Here is a 22,856-nt window from a genome sequence, read left to right as displayed (position 1 = left end):
GCTTCGCTCCACCCACCTCCATCGAATGACAGACCATATCACAGACGACACGACCGCTGAAGACGGCCGCGCCGCCGGGACGGACCCCGTAACCCGCTCGTCCGACGGCACGACGGCCGGCCGACCGACGCCCGGAGATCCCCGATGAGCGACGAGACGCGCGCACGCCTCGGTGCGAACAGTTCCGTCGACGACGGCGCGACCGTCGGCTACGTCCACGACGCCGACGCCCCGCCCGCCGTGATCGGCGACGATGCGACGATCCGTGACGGCACCATCGTCTACGCCGACAGCTCGATCGGCGACGAGTTCACCACCGGTCACAACGCCGTCGTTCGCGAGAACACGATCGTCGGCGACGACGTGCTCGTCGGCACCGACACCACCATCGACGGCTCGTCGACGATCGGCTCACACGTCAGCCTCCAGACCGGGGTGTACGTTCCGACCGAGACGACGATCGGCGATCGGGTGTTCGTCGGACCGCGCGCGGTGCTCACGAACGATCCACACCCTCTGCGCCGCGAGGCGGAGCTCGTCGGCCCGACGCTCGAAGACGACGTCTCGATCGGCGCGAACGCGACGCTGCTGCCGGACGTCACCGTCAGTGAAGGCGCGTTCGTCGCCGCCGGCGCGGTCGTCACGGAGGACGTCCCGCCGGAGACGCTGGCGGTCGGCGTCCCTGCACGCCACGAACCACTGCCGAAAGACCTCACAGGAGCCAACCAACTATGATTCCGATAGCCGACCCGGAACTCGGCGAGCGCGAGAAGGAACGTGTCGTGGACGTTCTCGACAGTGGCCAGTTCGCCGACGGCCCCGAAGTACGCGCCTTCGAGGAGGAGTTCGCCGACTTCTGCGGTGCTGCCCACGGCGTGGCGACGACCAACGGGACGACCGCGCTCCACACGGCCGTCGAGGCGCTCGGTCTCGGGCCGGGCGACACCGTGGTGACGACGCCGTTCTCGATGATCGCCAGCGCGAACGCCATCCGGCTGGCGGGTGCCGAACCGGTCTTCGCCGACATCGATCCCGAAACCTACACGATCGACCCCCACGCCGTCGAGGAAATCGTCCGCGAGCGCGACGTCGACGCGATCATGCCCGTCCATCTCTACGGGTTGCCGGCCACGATGGATCACCTGCTGGAGATCGCCGACGAACACGATCTCCTCGTGATCGAGGACGCCGCACAGGCCCACGGTGCCGAATTCGACGGCGAGCGCGTCGGCTCGTTCGGCGACGCGGCCTGTTTCTCGTTCTATCCGACGAAGAACATGACCACCGGCGAGGGCGGGATGGTACTCACCGACGACGCGGACGTCGCCGAACGCGCGGCGAGCTTCGTCAACCACGGCCGCGACCCCGATGGCGACAGCTACGAACACAACACCGTCGGCCAGAACTACCGCATGACGAGTGTGCTCGCGGCCATCGGCCGTGTCCAGCTCGATCGGTTGCCGAAGTACAACGAGACACGGCGTGCGAACGCCGAGCGGCTCACCGACGAGCTGCCCGACGTCATCGACACGCCCGTCGAACCCGACGGGCGACGCCACGTCTACCACCAGTACACCGTCCGGAGCGAACACCGCGACGCGCTCGACGCGGCGCTCGACGCGGCCGACATCGACAGCGGGATCTACTATCCGATCCCGATCCACGAACAGCCGGCCTACCGCGATGTCGAGCGCTCGCTGCCGGTCGCCGAGCGCGCGAGCCGAGAGGTCCTCTCGCTACCGGTACATCCAAACCTCTCCCCATCGGACATCACGGACATCGTGAACGCTATCGCCACGGAGGTGGTCGAGTGAGTACAGCGCCGACGCGGGTCGGCGTTATCGGCGTCGGCAGCATGGGCCAGAACCATGCGCGCGTCTACGCCGAACTCCCGGACGTCGAGCTCGTGGGCGTCGCCGATACCGACGCCGACCGGGCGCGTGAGATCGCCGCGAGCCACGGCACCCAGGCGCGTTCGCGGGCGGAACTGCTCGATCACGCCGACGCGGTCTCGATCGCGGTGCCGACGGCCCACCACGCCGATCTCGCCCGCGAGTGCATCGAGGCGGACGTCGACGTGCTCGTCGAGAAGCCGTTCGTCGCCGATCCGGAGACCGGCCGAGAGCTCGCCGATCTGGCACACGATCGCGATGCCGTCATCCAGGTCGGCCACATCGAGCGGTTCAACCCGGCCGTGCGCGCCGTCGCCGAGATCCTCGACGAACAGGAGATCATCGCGATCGACGCCCAGCGACTCGGTTCGCCGCGCGAGCGCACCATCGCGGACAACGCCGTGATGGACCTGATGATCCACGACATCGACGTGGTGCTCTCGCTCATCGGCGAGGACGTCACGACGGTGAACGCCCTCGGTGCCGAGGAGAACCGCTATATCGACGCTCAGCTGCGCTTCGACGGCGGCGTCGTCGCCAGCCTCACCGCGAGTCGCGTCACCCAGAAGAAGATCAGACAGCTCTCGATCACGACCCACGAGTGCTGGATCGCCGTCGACTACATCGATCGCTCGGTCGCCATCCACCGCCACTCGCTGCCCGAATACGTCGAGCGAAAGAGTGGGATGCACTACCGCCACGAGGGTGTCGTCGAACGGCCGATGGTCGACAGCGGCGAGCCGCTGAAGGAGGAGCTGGCCTCGTTCGTCGACTGCGTTCGCGAGCGGACGACGCCGCTCGTGACCGCCGAGGACGGCCTCCGCGCGCTGTCGGTCGCCCGCCGGATCGACCGGCTGGCCGACGATCGCATGGAGGCAGAGGTTCGATGAGTCGTGCCGAGTCCGTCGCGCCCTACGGCGGCGCACGCGAGCGCACGCGTGAAGCGTTTCGTGACGGGGAGATCCCCGTCGGAGTGTACGGGCTCGGGAAGATGGGGCTGCCGCTGGCGGCGGCGTACGCCGAGGTCTGTGGCAACGTCGTCGGTGCGGACGCCGACGAGGCGGTCGTCGACGGGATCGAGCGCGGCGAGTGCCACGTCGAGGGCGAACCGGGTCTCGACGCACTCGTCGAACGGCTCGTCGCGGACGACGCGCTCCGTGCGACCGACAACCGCACGGCGGCCGCGGAAGCGTCGGTCCACGTCGTCATCGTCCCGACGCGACTCACCGAGGGAAACGATCCCGACATTTCGATCCTCGAATCCGTCGTCCGGGACGTCGCCTCGGGGCTGTCGGCGGGCGATCTCGTCGTCGTCGAGTGTACGGTACCGCCCAAGACCTGTCGGGAGGTCGTCACACCCCTGCTCGAAGCCGAGAGCGATCTCTCGGCCGGCGAGTTCGGCGTCGCCTTCTGTCCCGAGCGCACGTCGAGCGGGCGCGCGCTCGAGGACATCAGGGGTGCCTACCCGAAAGTCGTCGGCGGGATCGACGACGAGAGCACGCAGGCGGCCCACACCATCTACGAACAGCTCAACGCGAAGGGCGTCATCACCGTCGCGGACGCGACGACGGCCGAAGCGGTCAAACTGTTCGAAGGAGTCTATCGCGACGTGAACATCGCCCTCGCCAACGAGCTGGCCCGGTTCACCGACGAACTCGGGATCGACGTGCGCGAGGCGATCGCGACCGCCAACACCCAGCCGTTCTGTGAGATCCACGACCCCGGCGCGGGCGTCGGCGGTCACTGTATCCCCTACTACCCCTACTTCCTCGCCAACGATCGCGCCGAGGACGCGCCGTTGCTCCGGACGGCACGCGCGGTCAACGACAGCATGCCGGAATTCACGGTGCGGAAACTTCACGAGGAGTTCGAAGCCGAGGGCCGCTCTCTGGACGAGACGACGGTGCTCGTGCTGGGTGTCGCCTACCGGCCCGGCGTCGCCGAGACCGCCGCGACGCCCGCCGGCCCCATCATCGACGGACTCGCGGCCGCCGGGGCCGACGTGCTCTGTGCGGACCCGCTGATCGACGATTTCAATGAGTTCGACGCGACGCCCGTCTCCATCGATGGGCTCACCGATCGCGCGATCGACGGCGTCGTCATGGTGACGCCACACGAACAGTTCGAGCGGATCGACTGGCAGGCCTTCCCCTCGCCGCTGGTCGTCGTCGATGGGCGCGGAGCGCTTGATTTATCAGACACCCCACACAGGGTGTATACGATAGGGAGCGGTCGCGATGTATAACGACAAGCGCGTGGGCGTGGTCATACCAGCTCACAACGAGGAGGCGTTCGTCGGGCGGGTCATCGAGACCCTGCCGGCGTACGTCGATCGCGTCTACGCCGTCGACGACTGCTCGACCGACGACACCTGGGCGGAGATCCAACGCCACGCCGAGCGCGCCAACCGCAACCGTCGAGAGACGACGACGCTCGCCGACGGCGGCGCGACCTTCGAGGGTGTCGTCGAGCCGATCCATCACGAGACCAACCACGGCCGCGGCGGGGCAACCAAGACCGGCTATCGCCACGCCCTCGACGACGATATCGACGTCGTGGCGGTGATGGACGCCGACGGACAGATGAACCCCGACATGCTCGCGCGCATCGTCGAGCCGGTCGCGGAGGGCTGGGCCGACTACGCGAAGGGGACGCGCCTGCTCCACCGCGACCGCAAGCAGATGTCGAACTGGCGGTTTTTCGGTAACTCGTTGCTCACCTACCTCACCAAGATTTCGAGCGGCTACTGGGGGATGAGCGATCCACAGAACGGCTTTACGGCGATCTCGGGCGACGCGCTCGCGCGCATCGACATCGACGGTCTGTACGACGATTACGGCTTTCTGAACGACATGCTCACGACGCTCAACATCCATCAGTGTCGCGTTGCCGACGTCTCCCACCCGGCGGTCTACGGCGAGGAACAGAGCGGGATTCGCTACTCGTCGTTCGTGCCGCGGCTCTCGGTGCTGCTCGCGCGGAACTTCGTCCGCCGACTGGTGGCCCGCTACGTGATCCACGATTTCCACCCGCTCATCCTGCTCTATTCGGCCGGCATCGCCAGTACGATCGTGGGCGCGCTCGGCGGACTGTTCACGCTCGGGACGCTGATCGACAGCGGAGTGGGGTTCGTCCAGGGCGCGCTCTCCCTGCTGTTGCTCATCGTCGGCGTGATCGCGATCGCGGTCGGAATGGCCTACGATCTGGAGACGAACGAGGGGCTGCGCGTGCCACAGTACGAGGGAACGGGCCATGCCGACCGGGAGGGACGATGAAGGTCGTCTCGCTCGTCGGCGCGCGCCCACAGTTCATCAAAGCCTTCCCCGTCTCGCGTGCACTCGCCGATCGCCACGAGGAGGTGCTCGTCCACACCGGCCAACACTACAGCGAGGCGATGTCGGAGGTGTTCTTCGAGGAGCTCGCCATTCCGACACCCGAGTACAATCTCGGCGTCGGCTCCGGCACGCACGGCCAGCAGACCGGCGAGATGGTGACGCGCTTCGGCGAACTCGTCGAGCGCGAGGAGCCCGACGCGATCGTCGTCTACGGCGACACCAACTCCACGCTCGCGGGTGCGCTCGTGACCGCCAAGACCGACGCTCCCCTCGCCCACGTCGAGGCCGGCCTGCGGAGTCACAACGACGCGATGCCCGAGGAGACCAACCGCATCCTCACCGATCACGTCTCCGACCTCCTGTTCGCGCCGACCGAGCGCGGCGTCACGAACCTCGAAACGGAGGGGATCGAGAACGTCCATCTGACCGGCGACGTGATGTACGACGCCATCCTCTGGGCGCGCACCCGCGCGGCCGATCACTCGACGGTGCTCGACGACCACGACCTCACCGCCGGCGAGTACGTCCTCGCGACCGTCCACCGCGCCGGCAACACCGACGATCGTGAGCGCCTCGCGGCGATCATGCGCGCGCTCGGCGCGGCCGATCGTGAGGTGGTCCTCCCGATCCATCCGCGGACGGCCGACTGCCTCGAGACCTACGGGCTCCGCGAGACGGTCGAGCAGCAGTTGACGGTGATCGAACCGCAGGGCTATCTCGACTTCGTCCGCCTGCTCGACGGGGCCGAGCGCGTCGCCACCGACTCCGGCGGCGTGCAGAAGGAGGCGTTCTTCCTCGATACGCCCTGTGTGACCCTGCGCGAGGAGACCGAGTGGGTCGAGACCGTCGACGCCGGCTGGAACACGCTGGTGGGAGCAGACGAGGCGGCGATCGAGCGCGAACTCCACCGGGAGATCACGCTGCCGGAAAAGCCCGAACTCTACGGCGACGGCGACGCCGCCGAACGGATGGTCGCGCTGCTCGAAGAGACCGATGGCTGAGTTCGCACTCTGTCTCACCCACGACGTCGACCGGCCGTACAAGAGCTATCAGGCGATTTCTGACGCGCTGGTCGAGCGCGATCCCTCGCGACTCGCAGGGCTCGCACCCCAGATCAACCCCTACTGGCAGTTCGACTCGCTGATGGAACTCGAGGACGAGTTCGGCGTGCGCTCGGCGTTCTACTTCCTCTCCGAGCGCGGGCTGCGAAACCGTTCCCTCGGGAAATGGCTGCGCCCGCGCTACTGGATCGAACATCTCGGGCGCTACGACGTGTCGGCTCCGCGAATGGCGAGGGTCATCGAGGAGCTCGACGCGGGCGGCTGGGAGGTGGGTCTCCACGGCTCCTACGACTCCTACGATGACCGCGAGCGCCTCGTGACGGAGAAGGAGATGGTCGAACGTGTGCTTGGCCACCCGGTGAAAGGGGGCCGTCAGCACTTCCTCAACCGTGTGCCCGCGACGTGGGACCACCACCGGACGATCGGGCTCTCCTACGACAGTTCGCTCGGATCGAGCACCGAGTACGGGTTCACCCACGGCTACGACCCCATCCACCCGTTCGGCGACGATTTTACCGTCTTTCCGCTGACACTGATGGAGGTCGCGTTGTTCGAACAGCACGACAGCGCCGACGGGGCCTGGGAAGCCTGCGAACGACTACTCACGGAGGCCGCCGCGAACGACGCGGTGATGACCGTACTCTGGCATCCGCGCTATCTGAGCGACGACTTCCCGGGCTACCGGACGCTCTACCGACGGCTCATCGAGCGCGCGCTGGAGCTGGATGCATGGATCGGCCCGCCGGCGGAGTGCCACGGCCGACTCGTCGAGGACGGAGACGATATCGCCGCACTCGATGCAGCCGCGGACACTGCCGACTGACGAAAAAATCGAACCGCTGTCTCAGTCGTCCTTCGTCGTGATGTCGGCCGAGAGACCCTGTGCCATCTGGATCCCCTCGGCGTTGTTGAGCGTCCAGGCGGTACGCTCGGTGACGGCCTCGATGATCTCGCGCGCGCTCGGGTAGCCGTTGCCCGACTTCTTCACGCCGCCGAACGGGAGTTGGATCTCCGCGCCGATACACGGGAGATTGCCGTAGGCGAGCCCGATCTCGGCGTTGTCGCGGAAGTAGTTGATCTCGTGGTAGTTCTCGGAGATGATGGCTCCGGCGAGCCCGTACTCGGTGTCGTTGTGGATCTCGACCGCTTTCTCGATGTCGCCCGAGTAGGGCATGAGCGCGACGTGCGGGCCGAACACTTCTTCGTGAGTGACGCGGAGGTCGGCCTCGGGATCGGCCTCGTAGACGAACGGGCCGACCCAGACGCCGTCCTCGTGGCCCTCAGGGATCTCGCTCTCGTCGAGTTCCGTGCGATCGACGAGCACGTCGACGTCCTCGTCGTAGGCGAGGTCGTTGTAGTCGGTGACTTTGTCCTTGTGTTCGTCCTCGATGAGCGGCCCCATGAACGTGTTCTCGTCCAGAGGGTCGCCGACGGCGACGTCCTCGGCGATGTCGACGAACTGCTCCTTGAACTCGTCGTAGATATCCTCGTGGACGATGATCCGCTCGGAGGAGACACAGCGCTGGCCCGTCGTCTTGAACGAGCTCATCACCGCCGAGTGGACGGCCGTCTCCATGTCGGCCTCGTCGGTGATCACGATGCCGTTCTTCCCGCCCATCTCGCAGGCTGCGAGCTTGCCCGCCTCGCCGCCGACTTTCCCACTGATCTCGTGGCCGACCTCGGCCGACCCGGTGAACAGCACGGTCTGAACGCGGTCGTCGTCGACGATCGCCTCGCCGGCGTCGCCGTAGCCCTGCACCATGTTGAACACGCCGTCGGGGATGCCGGTCTCCGCGAACATCTCGGCGATGACCTGGCCACACCACGGTGTCTGTTCGGCTGGTTTCCAGACGACAGTGTTCCCCTCGACCAGCGAGACGGCCATGTGCCAGAAGGGAATGGCGACCGGGAAGTTCCACGGCGTGATACAGCCGATCACGCCGCGGGGTTTGCGGCGCATGTAGGCGTCCTTGCCGGCGATTTCCGAGGGAACGACGTCACCGTGGGGGTGGCGGGCGTCGCCGGCGGCCCACTCGACCATGTCCCACGCCTCGTTGACGTCGGCTTTCCCCTCGGAGATCTCCTTGCCACACTCCTTGGAGACGATCTCGCCGAGCTCCTCGTGGCGCTCCTTGAGCTCGTGGTAGATCTCCCAGAGATACTCCGCGCGGTCTGTGTAGGAGAGCCCGGCCCACTCCTCGAAGGCGTCGTCGGCGGCCGCGAGCGCACGGTCGACGTCCGCGTCCGTGCCGCGCTGGAACTCGCCGAGGCTCTCGCCCGTCGCGGGATTGGTGCTCTCGAAAGTCTCTGCGCCGTCGCCGTCGATCCATTCGCCGTCGACGTAGTGTTGGGACGGCTCGCTGAGCTGTTGACTCATCTCGGCAAGAATTGCGACCGCCGGGTACAAAAACGTCGCGCTGTCGGAGTGTGTCACCCACCAGCAGGACACGATCGAGCAGCATGCGGTCGTTGACGACGTCAGTACAGACGGACGGTCGAACGACGTTCGCGAGACCACGTTCGGACCCGACCCCGGATAGAGAGTTGTGCACTGTCACACACTATACTATCGAACAGTGTATGGAAACCCTTATCATGAAAGTTGAGTAGTGTACCGTGCACATATGGTTGCACTCATCGGATTGGTCGTCGGCGTACTCGTCCTGTTCAGCGTGGGCTATATCGGCTATTCACGCTATCTCGCCCAATTTATTGGGCTCGACGAGGACGCCGAGACACCGGCACACAAGTACGAGGACGGACAGGAGTACGTTCCGGCGAAGAAACCCGTCCTCCTCGGTCATCACTTCTCGAGTATTGCAGGCGGCGCACCGATCGTCGGCCCGATCACCGCAGGCCTCCTCTGGGGCTGGCTGCCGGCCGTTCTCTGGATCGCCATCGGCAACCCACTGATGGGCGCGGTCCACGACTTCGTCTCGCTCTCGGGCAGTCTCCGCCACGAGGGCCGCTCGATCGGCTCGATCATCGGCGAGTACGTCGGCGAGGAGAGCAAGGATCTCCTGCTCTGGTTCGCCTTCCTCACGATCATCCTCGTCGTCGCCGTGTTCGCCTACGTCGTCGGACTGGTGTTTCAGGAGTATCCGAGCGCCGCGACCGCGAGCATGCTCTACATCGCGCTCGCGCTCGTCTTCGGCGTCTATCTCTACCAGTTCGATCTCCCCTTCGTCCCCGGCACCGTGCTGTTCGTGGCGCTGACGTTCGCCAGCGTCTTCGTCGGACTCCGCTTTCCGATTCAGCTTACACAGACCCAGTGGATCCCGATCGTTCTGGTCTACTCGTTCATCGCGAGCGTGCTGCCCGTCTGGACGCTACTGCAACCGCGTGACTACCTCTCGTCGTTCCTGCTGTACGCCGGCGTCGGCGGCGCGCTGGTCGCGATCATCGTCGGCACGGTGCTCGGCAGCGCGAACGAAGCGCTCGTGACGAACATCCCCGCGTTCACCGGCTTCGGCGGCAACAGCACGCTCGGGGCGTCCAGCCCGCTGTTCCCGATGCTGTTCGTCACGATCGCCTGTGGAACCATCAGCGGCTTTCACGCGCTCGTCTCGTCGGGGACGACCGCGAAACAGTTGAACAAGGAAACCGACGCCCGCCTGATCGGCTACGGCGGGATGCTCGGTGAGGGACTGCTCGCCACCGTCGCGCTGTCGGCGGTCGCGGTCGTGGGCGTCACCGCGGCCGACGCGACCGGCGGCGTCGGGCTCGCGCTCCCGAAGTTCGCGGGTGGCGGTGGCGTGATCCTGAGTAGCCTCGGGATCCCGGCGAGCTTCGGCGCACCGTTCATGGCGCTCGTGATGGTGAGTTTCCTGCTCACTTCGACCGACACCGCGCTCCGGCTCGGCCGCTATCTCTTCGAGGAAATCGTCGGCACGCCCGAAACGACGACCCAGGAGGTGGCTTCGAACCGCTACGCCAACAGCGCTGTCCAGTGTGCGGTCGCCTACGTTCTGATCGCGTCAGGCACGTGGACGCCGCTCTGGCAGCTCTTCGGCAGTGCGAACCAGCTACTCGCCGCGCTTGCGCTGCTCACCGCGACGGTCTGGCTGGCGAACTGGGACGATAGCAAACAGCTCGTCTCGACCGGGGTGCCGATGGTGTTGATGTCGGTCGTGACGGTCTGTGCGCTCGTCTATCTCGAGTTCTATCAGAACCTCTATCAGGGGCTGATCCTCGGCAACGCGGAGACGGCAGCGTGGTCGCTCGGCCTCCAGATCGTCATCGGGACGATCCTCCTCGTGCTCGCGATGGCGCTGTTCCGGCAGGGTCTCGGCAACATCCGGGACGTCCGCGGGCAGAACGTCACCGCTGCCGACGGCGGCACCGACCAGTAGTCGATCCGTTTTTCGCTATCGATCGATCAGTCGAAGATCGCGTCCGCGAGCCGGCCGAAGAGACCACGATCGCGGGTGACGGGCGGTGTCCACGTCCGAAACGCCGCGGCGACGTCGGCCTTTTCGCTCGCGGCGAGTTCCTCGGAGCGTGGAGCAACGACGACGAGATTCACCTCGTAGTGGCCGTAGTAGCCGTACTTGAGCAGCGTTCGGTCGCGGAACCCCGCGACGCGGTCGGCGACCGCTTCCGGGATCGTCGGGGCGACGAAGACGAACGTGAAGTCGGTGCTGTAGTGGCGCTCGTCGGCCTCGATCCAGTCGTCGGCGAGAGTATGTCCGAGATCGATCGCCGTGTCGAGGGTTTCGGCGTCGATCGCGTCGATCCAGCGAACGAAGAGATGTTCGTCCGAGTCGTGTCGGGCGTAGGAGACCGTCGGATGGAGGAAATACTTCTCGCGTTCGAGCGTGAGCCGGCCGTACAGCGTCCACGTCGTGTCCCCGACCGCTCGATCGCGTTCGAGGTCGTAGGAGTTTTCGAGCCGCTCGGCGACCCGTTCGAGATAGTCCGTCTGGACGGGTCGGGACGGTTCGGTGTCGGCGTCAGCCATCGAGTGCGTGTAGCCGTGCTCCGGGGTTGCCCGTTTCGTTTCTCGCTGGATCGGGCAACGAGTTAGTGGGTCGGATGAATCCAGCTATCGAAGCCCAGGAATCCGCTTCAGCACGCGCATCGCGGCCGTCATCCCCGCAGTGTAGAGCTCCTCGGGAACGCCGGCCGGGGCGGCGATCGGTGCGAGGCGCTGTTCGGCCACCGTCTGTGCATCGGTGTATTTGCGAATTCCCTCGCGGCCGTGTCGCCGGCCGAGCCCCGACTCCTTCATCCCACCCATCGGCGCGTCGGTCGAGGCCCACGTCGCCACGTAGCCCTCGTTGATGTTGACGGTGCCACACTCGATCCGGCGAGCGACCGCGTGGCCGAGATCGGAATCCTCGGTCCAGATGCTCGCGTTCAGCCCGCGCTCGGAGTCGTTCGCCAGTTCGATGGCCTCGCTCACCTCGTCGAACTCGTGGATGGCGACGACGGGGCCGAAGGTCTCCTCGCTCGCCACGGTCATCTCGTCGGTGACGTCGGTGAGCACTGTCGGTTCGTAGAAATACGGGCCGACGTCGGGCCGTGCCTCGCCACCCGTGAGCACCGTCGCCCCCTTCTCACGGGCGTCCTCGACGTGGGATTCGACCTTCTCCAGCTGGTCGGCCGAGGCCAGCGATCCGACATCGGACTCGTAATCGAGGCTCGTTCCGAGTTCGAGCTCGTCGACCGCATCGACGAACCGTCGCTCGAACGCCTCGCGGACGCCCGACTGGACGTAGAACCGTTCGAGCGAGATACAGAGCTGGCCAGCGTTGGTGAACGCGCCGCGGATCGCACCCTCGACGGTTTTTCCGAGGTCGGCGTCGTCGAACACGAGAAGCGGGTTCTTCCCACCGAGCTCCATCGAGCAGTCGATCAGGTTCGCTCCAGCTTGTTCGGCGACCGTCCGACCCGTTTCCGTACTCCCCGTGAACATCAGGTAGTCCGAGTTCTCGATGAGCGGCGTACCGATCTCCGAGCCGCGGCCAGTGACGATCTGGAAGACGTCGTCGGGAAGGCCGGCCTCGCGGAGTAGCGAGACGGCGCGCAGTGCGGTGAACGGCGTCTCCTTCGCGGGTTTGAGCACGACGGCGTTGCCGGCGAGCAGCGCCGGAATCGCGTCCGAGACCGCGAGCGTGAGGGGGTAGTTCCACGGTGAGATGATGCCGACGACGCCCTTCGGATGGTGGTGTTCGACGGTCTTCGTCAGCAGCGGGATCGCGCCAGCGCGCCGGCGTGACTGGATGTGTTCGTCGCCGTGATAGGCGTAGTACCGGCTCGTGATGGCGATATCGAGTAGCTCCTCGTAGGCTGCGCGCCGGCTCTTGCCGCTCTCGCGCTGGACGAGATCGAGCAGTTCCGCTTGCTCGTCGAGCACGAGATCGTGATAGCGCTCGACGACGGCTGCGCGCTCGTCGAACGAGCGGTCGGCCCAGGAGGCCTGTGCGTCGGCGGCGCGTTCGGTGGCCACGCGCACGTCCGCCGCGGTGTGGGCGGGCACCGTGCCGAGCTCGTCGCCGGTGTCGGGTGCTTCGACGGCGATCGACTCGCGATCCCCTGCATCCGCCGGGAGCTGGCCGAGTAGATCGGCGAACTCGCTGGGCGGTCGCCGTGTCGTGGTCTCTGCCATACCCCGTTCAGGGGCGACGCTCGGGTATAGCTGTTCCCGGTCATGACCGGGACGGAACTACGCCGCGCGCTTTTCGATCTCGGCACGGAGAACGGCGGCGTCGAAGTCGTGGTCGGGACGCACGCCGACGAAATCGACGAACTCGCGGGCGGCGAGCAGCTCCTCGATACTGTACCGCTCGCTGGCGACGTCGACTGCCGCCCGCCCGCCGAGAGTCGGTTCGAGCACCGCGAGCGCACACGCGAGATCGTACGAACGGGCGTCGACGGAGGCGTCCTCGCGTACGCTCGTCGCATCGATGAAGTACAGTTCGCCGTCGGCGACGAGGACGTTTTCGGCCTGGAGATCACCGTGGCCGAACCCCGCCGCGTGCATCCGCGCGAGCGACGCGACGAGATCCGGCGCGATCGCCGCCGTCTCCGCCGGCGAGAGCTCCGCGAGCGTGCGGAACGCGGGCAGATATTCGAGGACGACCACGCCGAGATCGCCGTGCCCGAACGCCTCGATCGGCTCGGGCGCGTTGACGCCGATCTCGCGGATGCGGCGGGTGGCGGCGAGTTCGTGTTCGGCCATTTCCAGGGGACTGTCGAGGCGCTCGAAGAAGCCCTCGGTGCCGCTCGAAAACATCCCGAGGTTTCGTCCGGCGGTGAACAGCGCGTGGACCAGCGCGTTCTGTGGGCTGATGATCTTGACGAACCAGCGGTCGTCGACGACGCAGGGCGTCGAGAGCCAGTTGTCGCCGTCGAGGAAGTTCACGTGGACGGTCGACTGCCCGTACCGGGCCGCGACCTCCCGACAGACGGCTTCGAGGCGCGACCACTCGACGCGACCGCGGACGAATCGACGGACTGCCACGGCCGAACTCGGACACGGGCGCGTAAAACCCTCGCGTCCGGTGATCACCAATGATCGTTGCCGAGGGTTTTATCCCCCCGCCGTCGTAGTGGCGGTATGAATTTCGACCTGCCCGACGAGCACCGGATGATGCGCGACACGGTCCGGGAGTTCTGCGAGGAGGAGATCACTCCGCTCGCCCAGGAGATCGAGGACGAACACCGCTTCCCCGCCGAGGTGTTCGACGAACTGGGCAAACTCGACGTGATGGGCGTTCCGATCAGCGAGGAGTACGGTGGCCTCGGCGGCGATCAGCTCATGTACTCGCTCGTCACCGAGGAGCTCGGGCGCGTCTCGGGATCGATCGGGCTCTCGTACGCCGCCCACGTCTCGCTGGCCTCCAAGCCGCTCGAACTGTTCGGCACGCACGAGCAGAAGGAGAAGTGGCTCCGCCCGCTGGCCGAGGGCGAACAGATGGGCGGCTGGGCGCTCACCGAACCCAGCAGCGGCAGCGACGCCAGCGACATGGACACCCGCGCGGAGAAAGACGGCGACGAGTACGTCCTCAACGGCACCAAACAGTTCATCACGAACGCGAGCGAGGCCGGCTCCGTACTCGTCAAAGCCGTCACCGATCCCGGTGCGGGCTACGGCGGGATCTCGACGTTCATCGTCGACCCGGACGACGACGGCTTCGAGGTCACGACGATCTGGGACAAGATGGGGCTCAACGCCTCGCCGACGTGTGAGATCCAACTCGACGATGTCCGACTCCCCGAGGATCGCCTCTTGGGGGCGGAGGGTGAGGGCTGGGAGCAGACGAAGAAGACGCTCGACGGCGGACGCATCTCGATCGCGGCGCTCTCGGTCGGGCTGGCACAGGGGGCCTACGAGGCGGCGAAATCGTACGCCACCGAGCGCGAGCAGTTCGGTCAGTCGATTTCGGAGTTCGACGCCGTGCGGAACACGATCGTCGACATGGATCGGAAGATCGAGCGCGCACGCCTCCTCACGCGAAAGGCCGCGACGACCTACGACGCCGGCGCCGACGTCGGCCGCCTGAGCGCGCTGGCGAAACTCGACGCGAGCGAGATCAGCCGCGAGGTCGCCGAGGACGCCGTCCAGGTGCTCGGCGGCTACGGCTACACGACCGACTTCGCGCCACAGCGGTTCTACCGCGACGCCAAACTGATGGAGATCGGCGAGGGAACATCGGAGATCCAGCATCTCGTCATCGGGCGCGAGCTCGGCCTCTGACTCACGCGTACTCGTCGACCAGCAGACCGTAGCGGTGGACGTCGACGAACTCGCCGTCGACGAACGCCTCCCTCCTGAGAACGCCTTCCTCGACGAAACCGACCTTTTCGAGCACGCGCCGCGAGCCCGCGTTGAAGGCGAAGGCATGAGCGACGATCTTGTTGAACCGGCGCTGGTCGAAGCCATATTCGACGAGCAGGTCGGTCGCTTCGGTCGCGTAGCCCTCACCCCAGGCGTCGGGCGTCAGCCAGTAGCCGATCTCCGCACAGCCCCACGACTCCATCACGTCCGAGAGACCGATCGTACCGACCGGCTCGCCGTCGACACAGACGAGCAGCGAGACACCGTCCTCGTTGGCGTTCTCGATCCACTCCTCCTCGTCGCTCTCGCTCACCGGTCCGAACGACCCGATCGGGCGGCGCACCCGCGGGTCGTTCATGTTGCGCTGGAGGAACTCGACGTCCTCCTCCGCGGGCGTTCTGAGCGCGATCGCCTCGCCGTCGAGAAAGACCGGGCCGGGCATACCCGACACATTTCGTCCGGCAGTATCAGTGTTCCGTGCACCCGCCGGCCTGACGAACGAGCACCATCGCCGATTCCCGACGACTTTTGTCCCGGCCACGAGTGGCTCCGGCATGAACGCACTCGTCATCGGCGGCACGCGGTTCATCGGCCGCCACACCGTCACCGAACTGCTCGACAGCGGGTACGGAGTCACGGTGTTCAATCGCGGCACCCACGACAATCCCTTCGGCGAGCACGTCGAACACGTCGAGGGCGATCGCACCGAGAGGGCCGATCTCGAACGCGCCGCCGAGCGCGATCCCGACGTCGTCGTCGACTGCGTGGCTTACCACCCCGGCGAGGTTCGGACGGCGATCGAGCTGTTCGACGACAGCCGGTACGTCGTGATCTCGAGCGGTGCGGCCTACGGGAGCGAGGAAATCCCCAAACGCGAGGGCGAGACCGCCCTCCACGACTGCACCGCCGAGCAGGCGACCGACGACTCACAGGAGACCTACGGCCCGCGAAAGGCCGAAATCGACCGCGTCGTGAGCGACGCCGCTGCCCACGGTGTGGAAGCGATGAGCGTACGCCCGCCGGTGGTCTACGGCCCGCACGACTACACCGAACGGTTCGACTACTGGCTCGATCGGGTCGACAACCACGACCGCGTGCTGGTGCCCGGCGACGGCGACTGTCTGCGCCACCTCGTCTTCGTCGAGGACGTGGCCCGTGCGCTCCGGATCGTCGCCGAGGAGGGCACCCCCGGCGCGGCGTACAACGTCGGCGACCGCCGACTGCCGATCCTCTCGGAGTGGATCGAACTCGTGGCCGACGCGCTCGACACCGAGGTCGATATCGTGACCGCGAACGAGCGCGAACTCGCTGCCGCCGATCTGGCGCTCGACGACTTCCCGCTGTATCGCTCGTACCCACACGTGCTCGATACCCATCGGCTCTCGGCGCTCGGCTGGGAGGCAACACCGATCGAGGAAGCGCTCGCCCGAACGGTCGACGAGCACCGCGCGAGCGATCGGACTGGCCGCGAGAACGGTCCCGACCGCGAGGCCGAAGAGCGCGTGCTCTCGGTGCTCGACACGCTCTGAGGGGAAGAGGGAGGGGAAAGAGACAGAGCCGGGGACAGCTTCATTCGCCCGCCGCGTGTGCTTCGGCCATGGACGATGCGACCGGCGAACTCGACGGAACGGTGGCGCTCGTCACGGGCGCGTCCTCGGGCATCGGCGCGGCCACGGCCGAAACGCTCGCGGCGGCGGGAGCCGACGTCGCGCTCGCTGCACGGCGGGCCGATCGTCTCGAAACGCTCGCAACGGCGATCGAGAACGACGGTGGCACGGCGCTGGCGATACCCACGGACGTCACCGACAGGGCGGCCGTCGAGGAGATGATCGCGCGGACGACCGAGGCGTTCGGCGGGATCGACGCGCTCGTCAACAACGCCGGGGTGATGCTGCCCGCACCGGTCGAACGTGCCGACCGCGACGACTGGCGGCAAATGGTCGAGGTCAACCTGCTCGGGACGATGACCGTCACGCGCGCCGCACTCCCCGCGCTCCGGGCGGGCGACGGTGGCCACGTCGTCGCCCTCTCGTCCGACGCCATTCAGAGCCCGAGCGCACGTTTCGGCGCGTACGCGGCCACGAAGGCGGGCGTCGTGGCGTTCGCCGACTCGCTCCGCGCCGAGGTCGCCGACGACGGCGTTCGCGTGACCGTCGTCGAACCCGGCGTGACCGACACCGAACTCCCGGACCGGATCACGGACGAGGGAACGAAGGCGGACGTCGAAACGCTCGTCGCGTCGATGCGCGCACTCGATGGCGAGGATGTCGCGGCGGCCGTTCAGTACGCGCTCACGCGGCCAGCACACGTGAGCGTCGATCAGCTGACCGTCCGGCCGACCGATGCGGGGTAACGGTCGTGGCAAAAATGTCGGTACCCATATGTAAATAGGGAAATAGCCCTTTCCACTGCAAGTGGTGAGGATAGGGCGATCGGACTAGTATGATGGACAATGTTGATTGCTGGCAAGTGCCCGCCGGAACCGGACGCGCTCGCCGCTGCGGCCGACCGGGGGTTCGAGGCGGTGGAACTGTACCTCGAACGCCACCACCTCGAACCGGTCGAGGAGACGATCGACGCCGTCACCAGCAGCGACGTCCGGATCGTATCGGTACACACGCCACACGTCCCGCTGGCCGAGCGGGAGTATCTCGACCGGACGGACCGGCTCGCGACGGCGTGCGACGCGTACGTCGTCTTCCACTCGCGCTTCGTCAACCACGTCGACACGGCCGACGTCGAGGCGCTCGATCTGCGATCGCCGTATGGCTACGAGAACAAGACCGGCGTGAGCGCCCGCCACCTGCGTCACATGGTCCTCCGACCGGGCCACGACCTCGTTCTCGACGTCGCCCACCTGTTCATGGCCGAGCGGGAGTACCTCGACGAACTGGAGTCGCTCCTCGTGGAGTACGGCGATCGGATCGAGGTGATCCATCTCTGCGATTCGACACCCGTCCAGGACGGACTGGCGTTCGGCGCGGGCGACATCGACATGACGGCGACCGCACGGCTGCTCGACCGTCACTTCGAGGGGATCGTCGTGCTCGAAGTGATGCCCGACGACCAACGGGCGGCGCTCGAAGCGTTCGCCGCGACGCAGTCGAACGACCTCTCGCGGATGATCGCCATCGGCGACTAAGCGTAGCCGAGCTGTTCGAGCTGCCGGCGCGTCGCTTCCGAGACCCCCCGCTCGGAGCGCGCGTCGCGCCGGTCGATGTCCGTGCGGAGCTCGGCGAGACGATCCCGGAGCGCACTCTCGTCGGCGTCACCGACGATACGAAAGCCGTCGTTCGTCTCGTAGCCGTAGGACGAACCGGCCGCAATGCCGAACAGTTCCTCGTCGAATCGGGTCGGATCGTAGCCGAGTCGCTCGACTTTCTCCCGGTTGCGGGGGTTCGGCCCGAGATATTCCACGAGGCAGTCCCGCGGGGTCGGATCCGCGGTGACGGTCGGGCCGCTGAGGTCGAGCAGTCCGTTCCCCCGTGATTCGCCCCCGATTCCCGCGAGATCGAGCAGCGTCCGGTGGACGTCGAGCAGGCTGATCGGCTCGGTGCGGGTCGCGTCGTCGATGCCGTCCCCGGAGATCACGCAGGGGACGTGTGCGAGTTCGGGATACACCCCATAGGAGTGCTGCCAGACGTCGTGCTCGCCGAACAGTTCGCCGTGATCGGAGATAGTAACGACGACGTCGAAATCGTCCAGGAGTTCTTCGTGCATCTCCCGGTACACGTCAGAGAGGTAGCGCACGCTGTCGTCGTAGGCTTGCTTGAGCACGGCGGGATCGGTATCGGGGCCGTCGCCGGCGGTCGCGACGAGGCCGTTGTACTCGGTCGCCGTCTCGTACGGTTCGTCGATCTCTGCGGTCCGGTAGCTCTCGGGCGGGGTATGCGGCATGTGCGCGTCCATCAGGTTGACGAACAGGAACTCGTGGTCGCCGACGTCGGTTCGTCGGACGTAGTCGAGTGCCGCCCGACTCTCGTGGCCCGGCGGTTCGTCGACGCGATCGAGTGCGACGCGCGCCCCGCGCACGAGCGATGGCCACGTCTCGTAGGATTCGGTGAGACAGTCCCAGCCCGCCCGTGCGTACGCGGCCGGTCCCTGAGGCTCGTCGGCGAACGCTTCCCAATCGAAGACGTCGCCCGAGAGCGCGCGGAACTTCCACGTGCCGGTGTACTCGTCGAAGCCGCGATCGAAGCCGAACGGTCTGGCGAGGATGATGTTGCTGGCGAACGCACGCGTCGTGTAACCGGCCTCGCCGAGTTGCTCCGCGATCACGGGCTCCGGACAGTCGAGCGACTGGTTATCGACGTGGACGCCGAGCTCGCTCGGGTACTTCCCGGCGAACAGCGAGGCGTGCACCGGAACCGTCCAGTGGCTCGTCGCCCACGCGTTCGTGAACCTGATCCCCGACAGCCAGTCGAACCGTTCGCGGAAGGTATCGAAGCGCAGCGTGTCCATCACGACGAGTGCGACGTTCATCGGCGGTGCTACCCGCGGGGTACGTATGACTGTTCGCCGGGCGAGAGCCGGCAGCGGAGGACAAACGGTTTGCCGACCCGGCGGCGAGAGGGGCCATGTTCGACAAGACCACGTGGATCCGGCTGCCGCGCAACGTCGTGGTCGGCCACGGCGTGCTCCCGCGGGCGACCGAGGCCATAGCCGAACTCCACCTGACTGGCGATCCCCTCGTCGTGACCAGTCCGACGGCCCGCGAGGTCGCCGGCGAGCGCGTCGTCGACGATTTCGCCGCGAACGGGATGGAGCCGGCGACGGTCGTCGTCGAGCAAGCGAGTTTCGAGGCCGTCGAGCGCGTCATCGAGACCGCCCGCGCCGAGGAAGCAGGCTTTCTCGTCGGCGTCGGCGGCGGCAAACCGATCGACATCGCGAAGATGGCGAGCGACTCGCTCGACATGGGGTTCGTCTCCGTGCCGACGGCCGCGAGCCACGACGGCATCGTCTCCGGGCGCGGGTCGGTCCCCGAGGGCGACTCGCGCCACAGCGTGGCCGCCGAGCCACCCCTCGCCGTCGTCGCCGACACCGAGATCATCGCCGACGCGCCCTGGGAGCTCACCACCGCCGGCTGTGCCGACATCATCTCGAACTATACTGCCGTCCGCGACTGGCAGCTCGCCCACCGCCTCCAAAACGTGGAATACTCGGAGTACGCTGGTGCGCTGAGTCGGATGACCGCCGAGATGCTCGTCGACAACGCCGATTCGATCAAGCGCGGGCTGGAGGAGTCGGCCTGGGTCGTCGTCAAGGCACTCGTCTCTTCGGGGGTGGCGATGTCGATCGCCGGCTCCTCGCGGCCGGCCAGCGGGGCCGAACACCTCTTTTCCCATCAGCTCGACCGAATCGCCCCCGGCGCGGCACTGCACGGTCATCAGGTCGGTGTGGGCTCGATCCTGACGGAGTATCTCCACAGCGGTGAGGAAGGTAGATGGACGAACATCCGCGACTGTCTCTTATACACATCTCTGAGCGNCGCCATCAGAGATGTGTATAAGAGACAGATCCTCGGCAACGGGATGAACGAGAGCGCCGCCCGCGAACTCGCCACGACGACGGGCGTCATCGACCGGGCGTAGACCGCTTGCCGGCTTTTCCACCGATCCAATCGGGGCCCGCTAATCGTCGGCCGCTGGCTGCTCGGCGGCGTAGATGTGGTCGATCCGATCGGCGAAGCGAGTTCTGATATTGCGGCGCTTTTTCTTCAACGACGGCGTGAGAAGGTCGTTCTCGGGCGTCCACGCGGTCGGGACGAGTTCGAAACGCTTGATCTGCTCGTGGGGCTCCAACTCCTCGTTGACGTTCTCGACGTGTGCGTCGACCCATTCGCGAGCGTTCTCGTCGCGACAGAGTGCCGCGCGCTCGCTCGGCAGTTCGACGTTCTTCCGGGCGGCCCACGCGCGCAGTCCCTCGAAGTTCGGGACCACCAGAGCGCTCACGAACTTCTCGTCGTCGCCGAGCACCATCGCCTGTTCGACCCGCTCGGAGGTGGCGAAGGCGTCCTCGATCGGCCCGGGGGCGACGTTCTTCCCCGTCGAGAGCACCAGCAGCTGTTTCAGCCGCTCGTGATAGACGAAATAGCCATCCACATCACGTTCGACGATGTCGCCGGTCCGCAGCCAGCCGTCGTCCTCGAAGTCAGCGTCCGTCTCCTCGGGATTCTCCCAATACCCATCAGTAACGTTCGGCCCACGGACGAGGAGCTCGCCGACATCGCCATCGCGGTCGTACTGATCGGCCGGCAGGACCGACGCGTCGAGTCTCGTCTCGACACCGGTGAGCGCCGGGCCGAGCGTGCCGGGTTTCGGTGCCTCGGGCGGGTTGACCGAGACGACGGGTGCGGCCTCGGTGAGCCCGTAGCCCTCGTAGATCGGCAGATCCATCCCGTCGAACAGTCTGGCGAGTTCGGGCGAGAGGCTGCCGCCGCCGCTGATGAAGAACTCGATGTTGCCGCCCATCGCCTCCTTCACGGTGCTGTAGACGAGGCGATCGGCGAGCGCGCGCTCGAAGCGAAGCGTCCGGCCCGGGTCGTCCCGACGGCTGGTGCGCTTTGCCGCCGCGACCGCGCGCTCGAAGATCCGGCGTCTGATCGCCGAGTCGGCGTCCTCGCGCATCGAGTCGAAGATGCGTTCGTAGATGCGCGGGACGCTGGTTGCCGTCGTCGGCTGGACGGTTCGAATGTCCTCGGCCACCGTGTCGGCGCTCTCGGCGTAGGCGACGGTCGCACCGCTCGCGAACAGGAAGAAGTGGCCCGCGAGGCGCTCGAAGACGTGTGCGAGCGGGAGGAAAGAGAGCGCGACCGTCTCGCGACCCACCGAAGGGAGGTCTGCAGACTTGTCGGGACGATCGCCGAAGCGCTTTCTGAGCTGATTGATGTTCGCACGGAAGTTCCGGTGTGTCATCCTGACGCCCTTGGGCTTGCCCGTTGTACCGGAGGTGTAGATGAGGCTCGCCAGGTCGTCGGAGGTACGCTCGCTCAGCCAGCGCTCGTAGGCCGCGCGGTCGAAGGCCTGTTCGCCGCGCTCGTAGACCTCCGAGATCGTGAACACGCCGTCACGGTCGGTCGAAATATCGTCCAAAACGACGACGAATTCGAGGTCGAGTGCGTCCTCGACGTCGAGCACGCGTTCGAGTCGGTCGCGGCTGTCGACGATCACACCGGTGGCACCGGGATCGTCGAGGAGATACTCCACCTGTCGCGGCGAGGATTCCTTGTACACCGTCGTGACGACAGCGCCAGCGGCCAGCAGGGCGAAATCGGCCTGTGCCCACTCCATGCGCGACGCGGAGAAGATCCCAATTCTGTCGTCGCTCTCGACACCGAGATCGCGGAAACCGGCCGCGAGCGAGCGGACGATCGACTGGAGTTCCTCGTAGCTGAGCGTCACGTACTCGCCGGGGTCGGCGCGTCTGATGACGGTCCCAGCGAGCGAGCGCTCGTGGACGCCGCCCTTGTATCGCTGAGCCGGGCGGTCGGCGTTGCGGGTCGCGCTCCGCTCGAACAGTCGCGGGATGGTGTCGGTGCCGATGACTTCGTCGGTGTGGTCGCGCTCGGCCGCGCGCCAATCCCCGTCGCTCATGGTCGTTGATGTCACGCAGCGACCATAGCTGTTGGCCCGGACACAGGCGGTGAGATTTGACGACGAGGGTGGCGATCGCGCGGCGGTGGCGGTGCGGCCGCCGGACGGCTGCGGTGCTGTGGCGGTACGGACCTGGCGGATGAAGGGCGAGGCACGACCGGCGGGAGTGCCGAGGGCTTCGGCGGTGCCGTGCG

21 protein-coding genes are annotated in these 22,856 nt (G+C 66.7%); 14 read left to right on the top strand and 7 right to left on the bottom strand.

What is annotated here, in order from left to right; genetic code table 11:
* The first annotated feature begins 25 nt into the window (after positions 1–25).
* From C451_RS24130 to C451_RS18195, 8 genes are read left to right on the top strand one after another with little or no spacing between them, the layout of a single operon-like run.
* A complete protein-coding gene (locus tag C451_RS24130) occupies positions 26–148 on the top strand; it encodes a hypothetical protein (protein ID WP_275039340.1) in 123 nt (40 codons plus the stop codon).
* The gene (locus tag C451_RS18225; protein ID WP_007742900.1) at positions 145–735 is read left to right on the top strand and encodes an acyltransferase; all 591 of its coding nucleotides are present in this window, start codon (positions 145–147) and stop codon (positions 733–735) included. Before C451_RS24130 ends, C451_RS18225 begins: the two co-directional genes overlap by 4 nt.
* A complete protein-coding gene (locus tag C451_RS18220) occupies positions 732–1,814 on the top strand; it encodes a DegT/DnrJ/EryC1/StrS family aminotransferase (protein WP_007742899.1) in 1,083 nt (360 codons plus the stop codon). Before C451_RS18225 ends, C451_RS18220 begins: the two co-directional genes overlap by 4 nt.
* Positions 1,811–2,782, top strand: coding sequence for a Gfo/Idh/MocA family protein (locus C451_RS18215; RefSeq protein WP_007742898.1), 972 nt, complete (start codon positions 1,811–1,813; stop codon positions 2,780–2,782). Before C451_RS18220 ends, C451_RS18215 begins: the two co-directional genes overlap by 4 nt.
* A complete protein-coding gene (locus C451_RS18210; RefSeq protein ID WP_007742897.1) occupies positions 2,779–4,137 on the top strand; it encodes a nucleotide sugar dehydrogenase in 1,359 nt (452 codons plus the stop codon). The genes C451_RS18215 and C451_RS18210 overlap by 4 nt, the downstream gene beginning before the upstream one ends.
* Positions 4,130–5,167: a glycosyltransferase gene (locus tag C451_RS18205; protein ID WP_007742896.1), complete on the top strand. Its 1,038-nt coding sequence runs from the start codon at positions 4,130–4,132 to the stop codon at positions 5,165–5,167. The genes C451_RS18210 and C451_RS18205 overlap by 8 nt, the downstream gene beginning before the upstream one ends.
* A complete protein-coding gene (gene wecB, locus C451_RS18200) occupies positions 5,164–6,228 on the top strand; it encodes a non-hydrolyzing UDP-N-acetylglucosamine 2-epimerase (protein WP_007742895.1) in 1,065 nt (354 codons plus the stop codon). Before C451_RS18205 ends, wecB begins: the two co-directional genes overlap by 4 nt.
* Positions 6,221–7,111 carry a polysaccharide deacetylase family protein gene (locus C451_RS18195; RefSeq protein ID WP_007742893.1) on the top strand — a complete coding sequence of 297 codons (891 nt, stop codon included), beginning with the start codon at positions 6,221–6,223 and terminating at the stop codon, positions 7,109–7,111. The genes wecB and C451_RS18195 overlap by 8 nt, the downstream gene beginning before the upstream one ends.
* 21 nt (positions 7,112–7,132) lie before the next feature.
* On the opposite strand, the gene C451_RS18190 is transcribed toward C451_RS18195, so the two are convergent.
* The gene (locus C451_RS18190) at positions 7,133–8,665 is read right to left on the bottom strand and encodes an aldehyde dehydrogenase family protein (RefSeq protein WP_007742883.1); all 1,533 of its coding nucleotides are present in this window, start codon (positions 8,663–8,665) and stop codon (positions 7,133–7,135) included.
* 247 nt (positions 8,666–8,912) lie between these two features.
* Here C451_RS18190 and C451_RS18185 point away from each other — a divergent pair, with 247 nt between their 5' ends.
* On the top strand, positions 8,913–10,640 hold the full coding sequence (locus tag C451_RS18185; RefSeq protein WP_007742876.1) for a carbon starvation CstA family protein: 1,728 nt from the start codon (positions 8,913–8,915) through the stop codon (positions 10,638–10,640).
* A gap of 26 nt (positions 10,641–10,666) precedes the next feature.
* On the opposite strand, the gene C451_RS18180 is transcribed toward C451_RS18185, so the two are convergent.
* The 3 genes from C451_RS18180 to C451_RS18170 form a co-directional block, all read right to left on the bottom strand.
* Entirely contained in the window at positions 10,667–11,248 is a 582-nt protein-coding gene (locus C451_RS18180) for a hypothetical protein (protein WP_007742869.1), read from the bottom strand.
* A gap of 84 nt (positions 11,249–11,332) precedes the next feature.
* Positions 11,333–12,898: a succinic semialdehyde dehydrogenase gene (locus C451_RS18175; protein WP_007742868.1), complete on the bottom strand. Its 1,566-nt coding sequence runs from the start codon at positions 12,896–12,898 to the stop codon at positions 11,333–11,335.
* Positions 12,899–12,955: 57 nt separating this feature from the next.
* Complete coding sequence (locus tag C451_RS18170) at positions 12,956–13,753, bottom strand: RIO1 family regulatory kinase/ATPase domain-containing protein (RefSeq protein WP_007742867.1); 798 nt, start codon at positions 13,751–13,753, stop codon at positions 12,956–12,958.
* A gap of 96 nt (positions 13,754–13,849) precedes the next feature.
* Between C451_RS18170 and C451_RS18165 the strand changes: the two genes are divergently transcribed.
* Positions 13,850–14,989, top strand: a complete 1,140-nt coding sequence (locus tag C451_RS18165; RefSeq protein WP_007742866.1) for an acyl-CoA dehydrogenase family protein — start codon at positions 13,850–13,852, stop codon at positions 14,987–14,989.
* 1 nt (position 14,990) lies between these two features.
* On the opposite strand, the gene C451_RS18160 is transcribed toward C451_RS18165, so the two are convergent.
* On the bottom strand, positions 14,991–15,512 hold the full coding sequence (locus C451_RS18160) for a GNAT family N-acetyltransferase (RefSeq protein ID WP_007742865.1): 522 nt from the start codon (positions 15,510–15,512) through the stop codon (positions 14,991–14,993).
* 112 nt (positions 15,513–15,624) lie between these two features.
* Between C451_RS18160 and C451_RS18155 the strand changes: the two genes are divergently transcribed.
* From C451_RS18155 to C451_RS18145, 3 genes are all read left to right on the top strand, one after another.
* Positions 15,625–16,599 (top strand): NAD-dependent epimerase/dehydratase family protein, encoded by a 975-nt coding sequence (locus C451_RS18155; protein WP_049913213.1) that lies wholly within the window; start codon positions 15,625–15,627, stop codon positions 16,597–16,599.
* A 68-nt stretch (positions 16,600–16,667) separates the two neighbouring features.
* Complete coding sequence (locus C451_RS18150) at positions 16,668–17,423, top strand: SDR family oxidoreductase (protein ID WP_007742863.1); 756 nt, start codon at positions 16,668–16,670, stop codon at positions 17,421–17,423.
* Between the two features lie 99 nt (positions 17,424–17,522).
* Positions 17,523–18,212: a sugar phosphate isomerase/epimerase family protein gene (locus C451_RS18145; protein WP_007742862.1), complete on the top strand. Its 690-nt coding sequence runs from the start codon at positions 17,523–17,525 to the stop codon at positions 18,210–18,212.
* On the opposite strand, the gene C451_RS18140 is transcribed toward C451_RS18145, so the two are convergent.
* On the bottom strand, positions 18,209–19,552 hold the full coding sequence (locus C451_RS18140) for a sulfatase-like hydrolase/transferase (protein WP_007742861.1): 1,344 nt from the start codon (positions 19,550–19,552) through the stop codon (positions 18,209–18,211). The genes C451_RS18145 and C451_RS18140 overlap by 4 nt on opposite strands.
* A 95-nt stretch (positions 19,553–19,647) precedes the next feature.
* On the opposite strand from C451_RS18140, the gene C451_RS18135 reads away from it, so the two are divergent.
* On the top strand, positions 19,648–20,661 hold the full coding sequence (locus C451_RS18135; RefSeq protein ID WP_007742860.1) for an NAD(P)-dependent glycerol-1-phosphate dehydrogenase: 1,014 nt from the start codon (positions 19,648–19,650) through the stop codon (positions 20,659–20,661).
* A gap of 39 nt (positions 20,662–20,700) precedes the next feature.
* Here the strand turns inward: C451_RS18135 and C451_RS18130 are convergent, their stop codons facing one another.
* Positions 20,701–22,662: an AMP-dependent synthetase/ligase gene (locus C451_RS18130; RefSeq protein WP_007742858.1), complete on the bottom strand. Its 1,962-nt coding sequence runs from the start codon at positions 22,660–22,662 to the stop codon at positions 20,701–20,703.
* Between the last annotated feature and the right edge of the window lie 194 nt (positions 22,663–22,856).

Source organism: Halococcus thailandensis JCM 13552 (assembly GCF_000336715.1).
Taxonomy (GTDB): Archaea; Halobacteriota; Halobacteria; order Halobacteriales; family Halococcaceae; genus Halococcus; species Halococcus thailandensis.
Note: the sequence above shows the minus strand (reverse complement) of the source record. Positions and strands in the feature narration are given on the sequence as shown.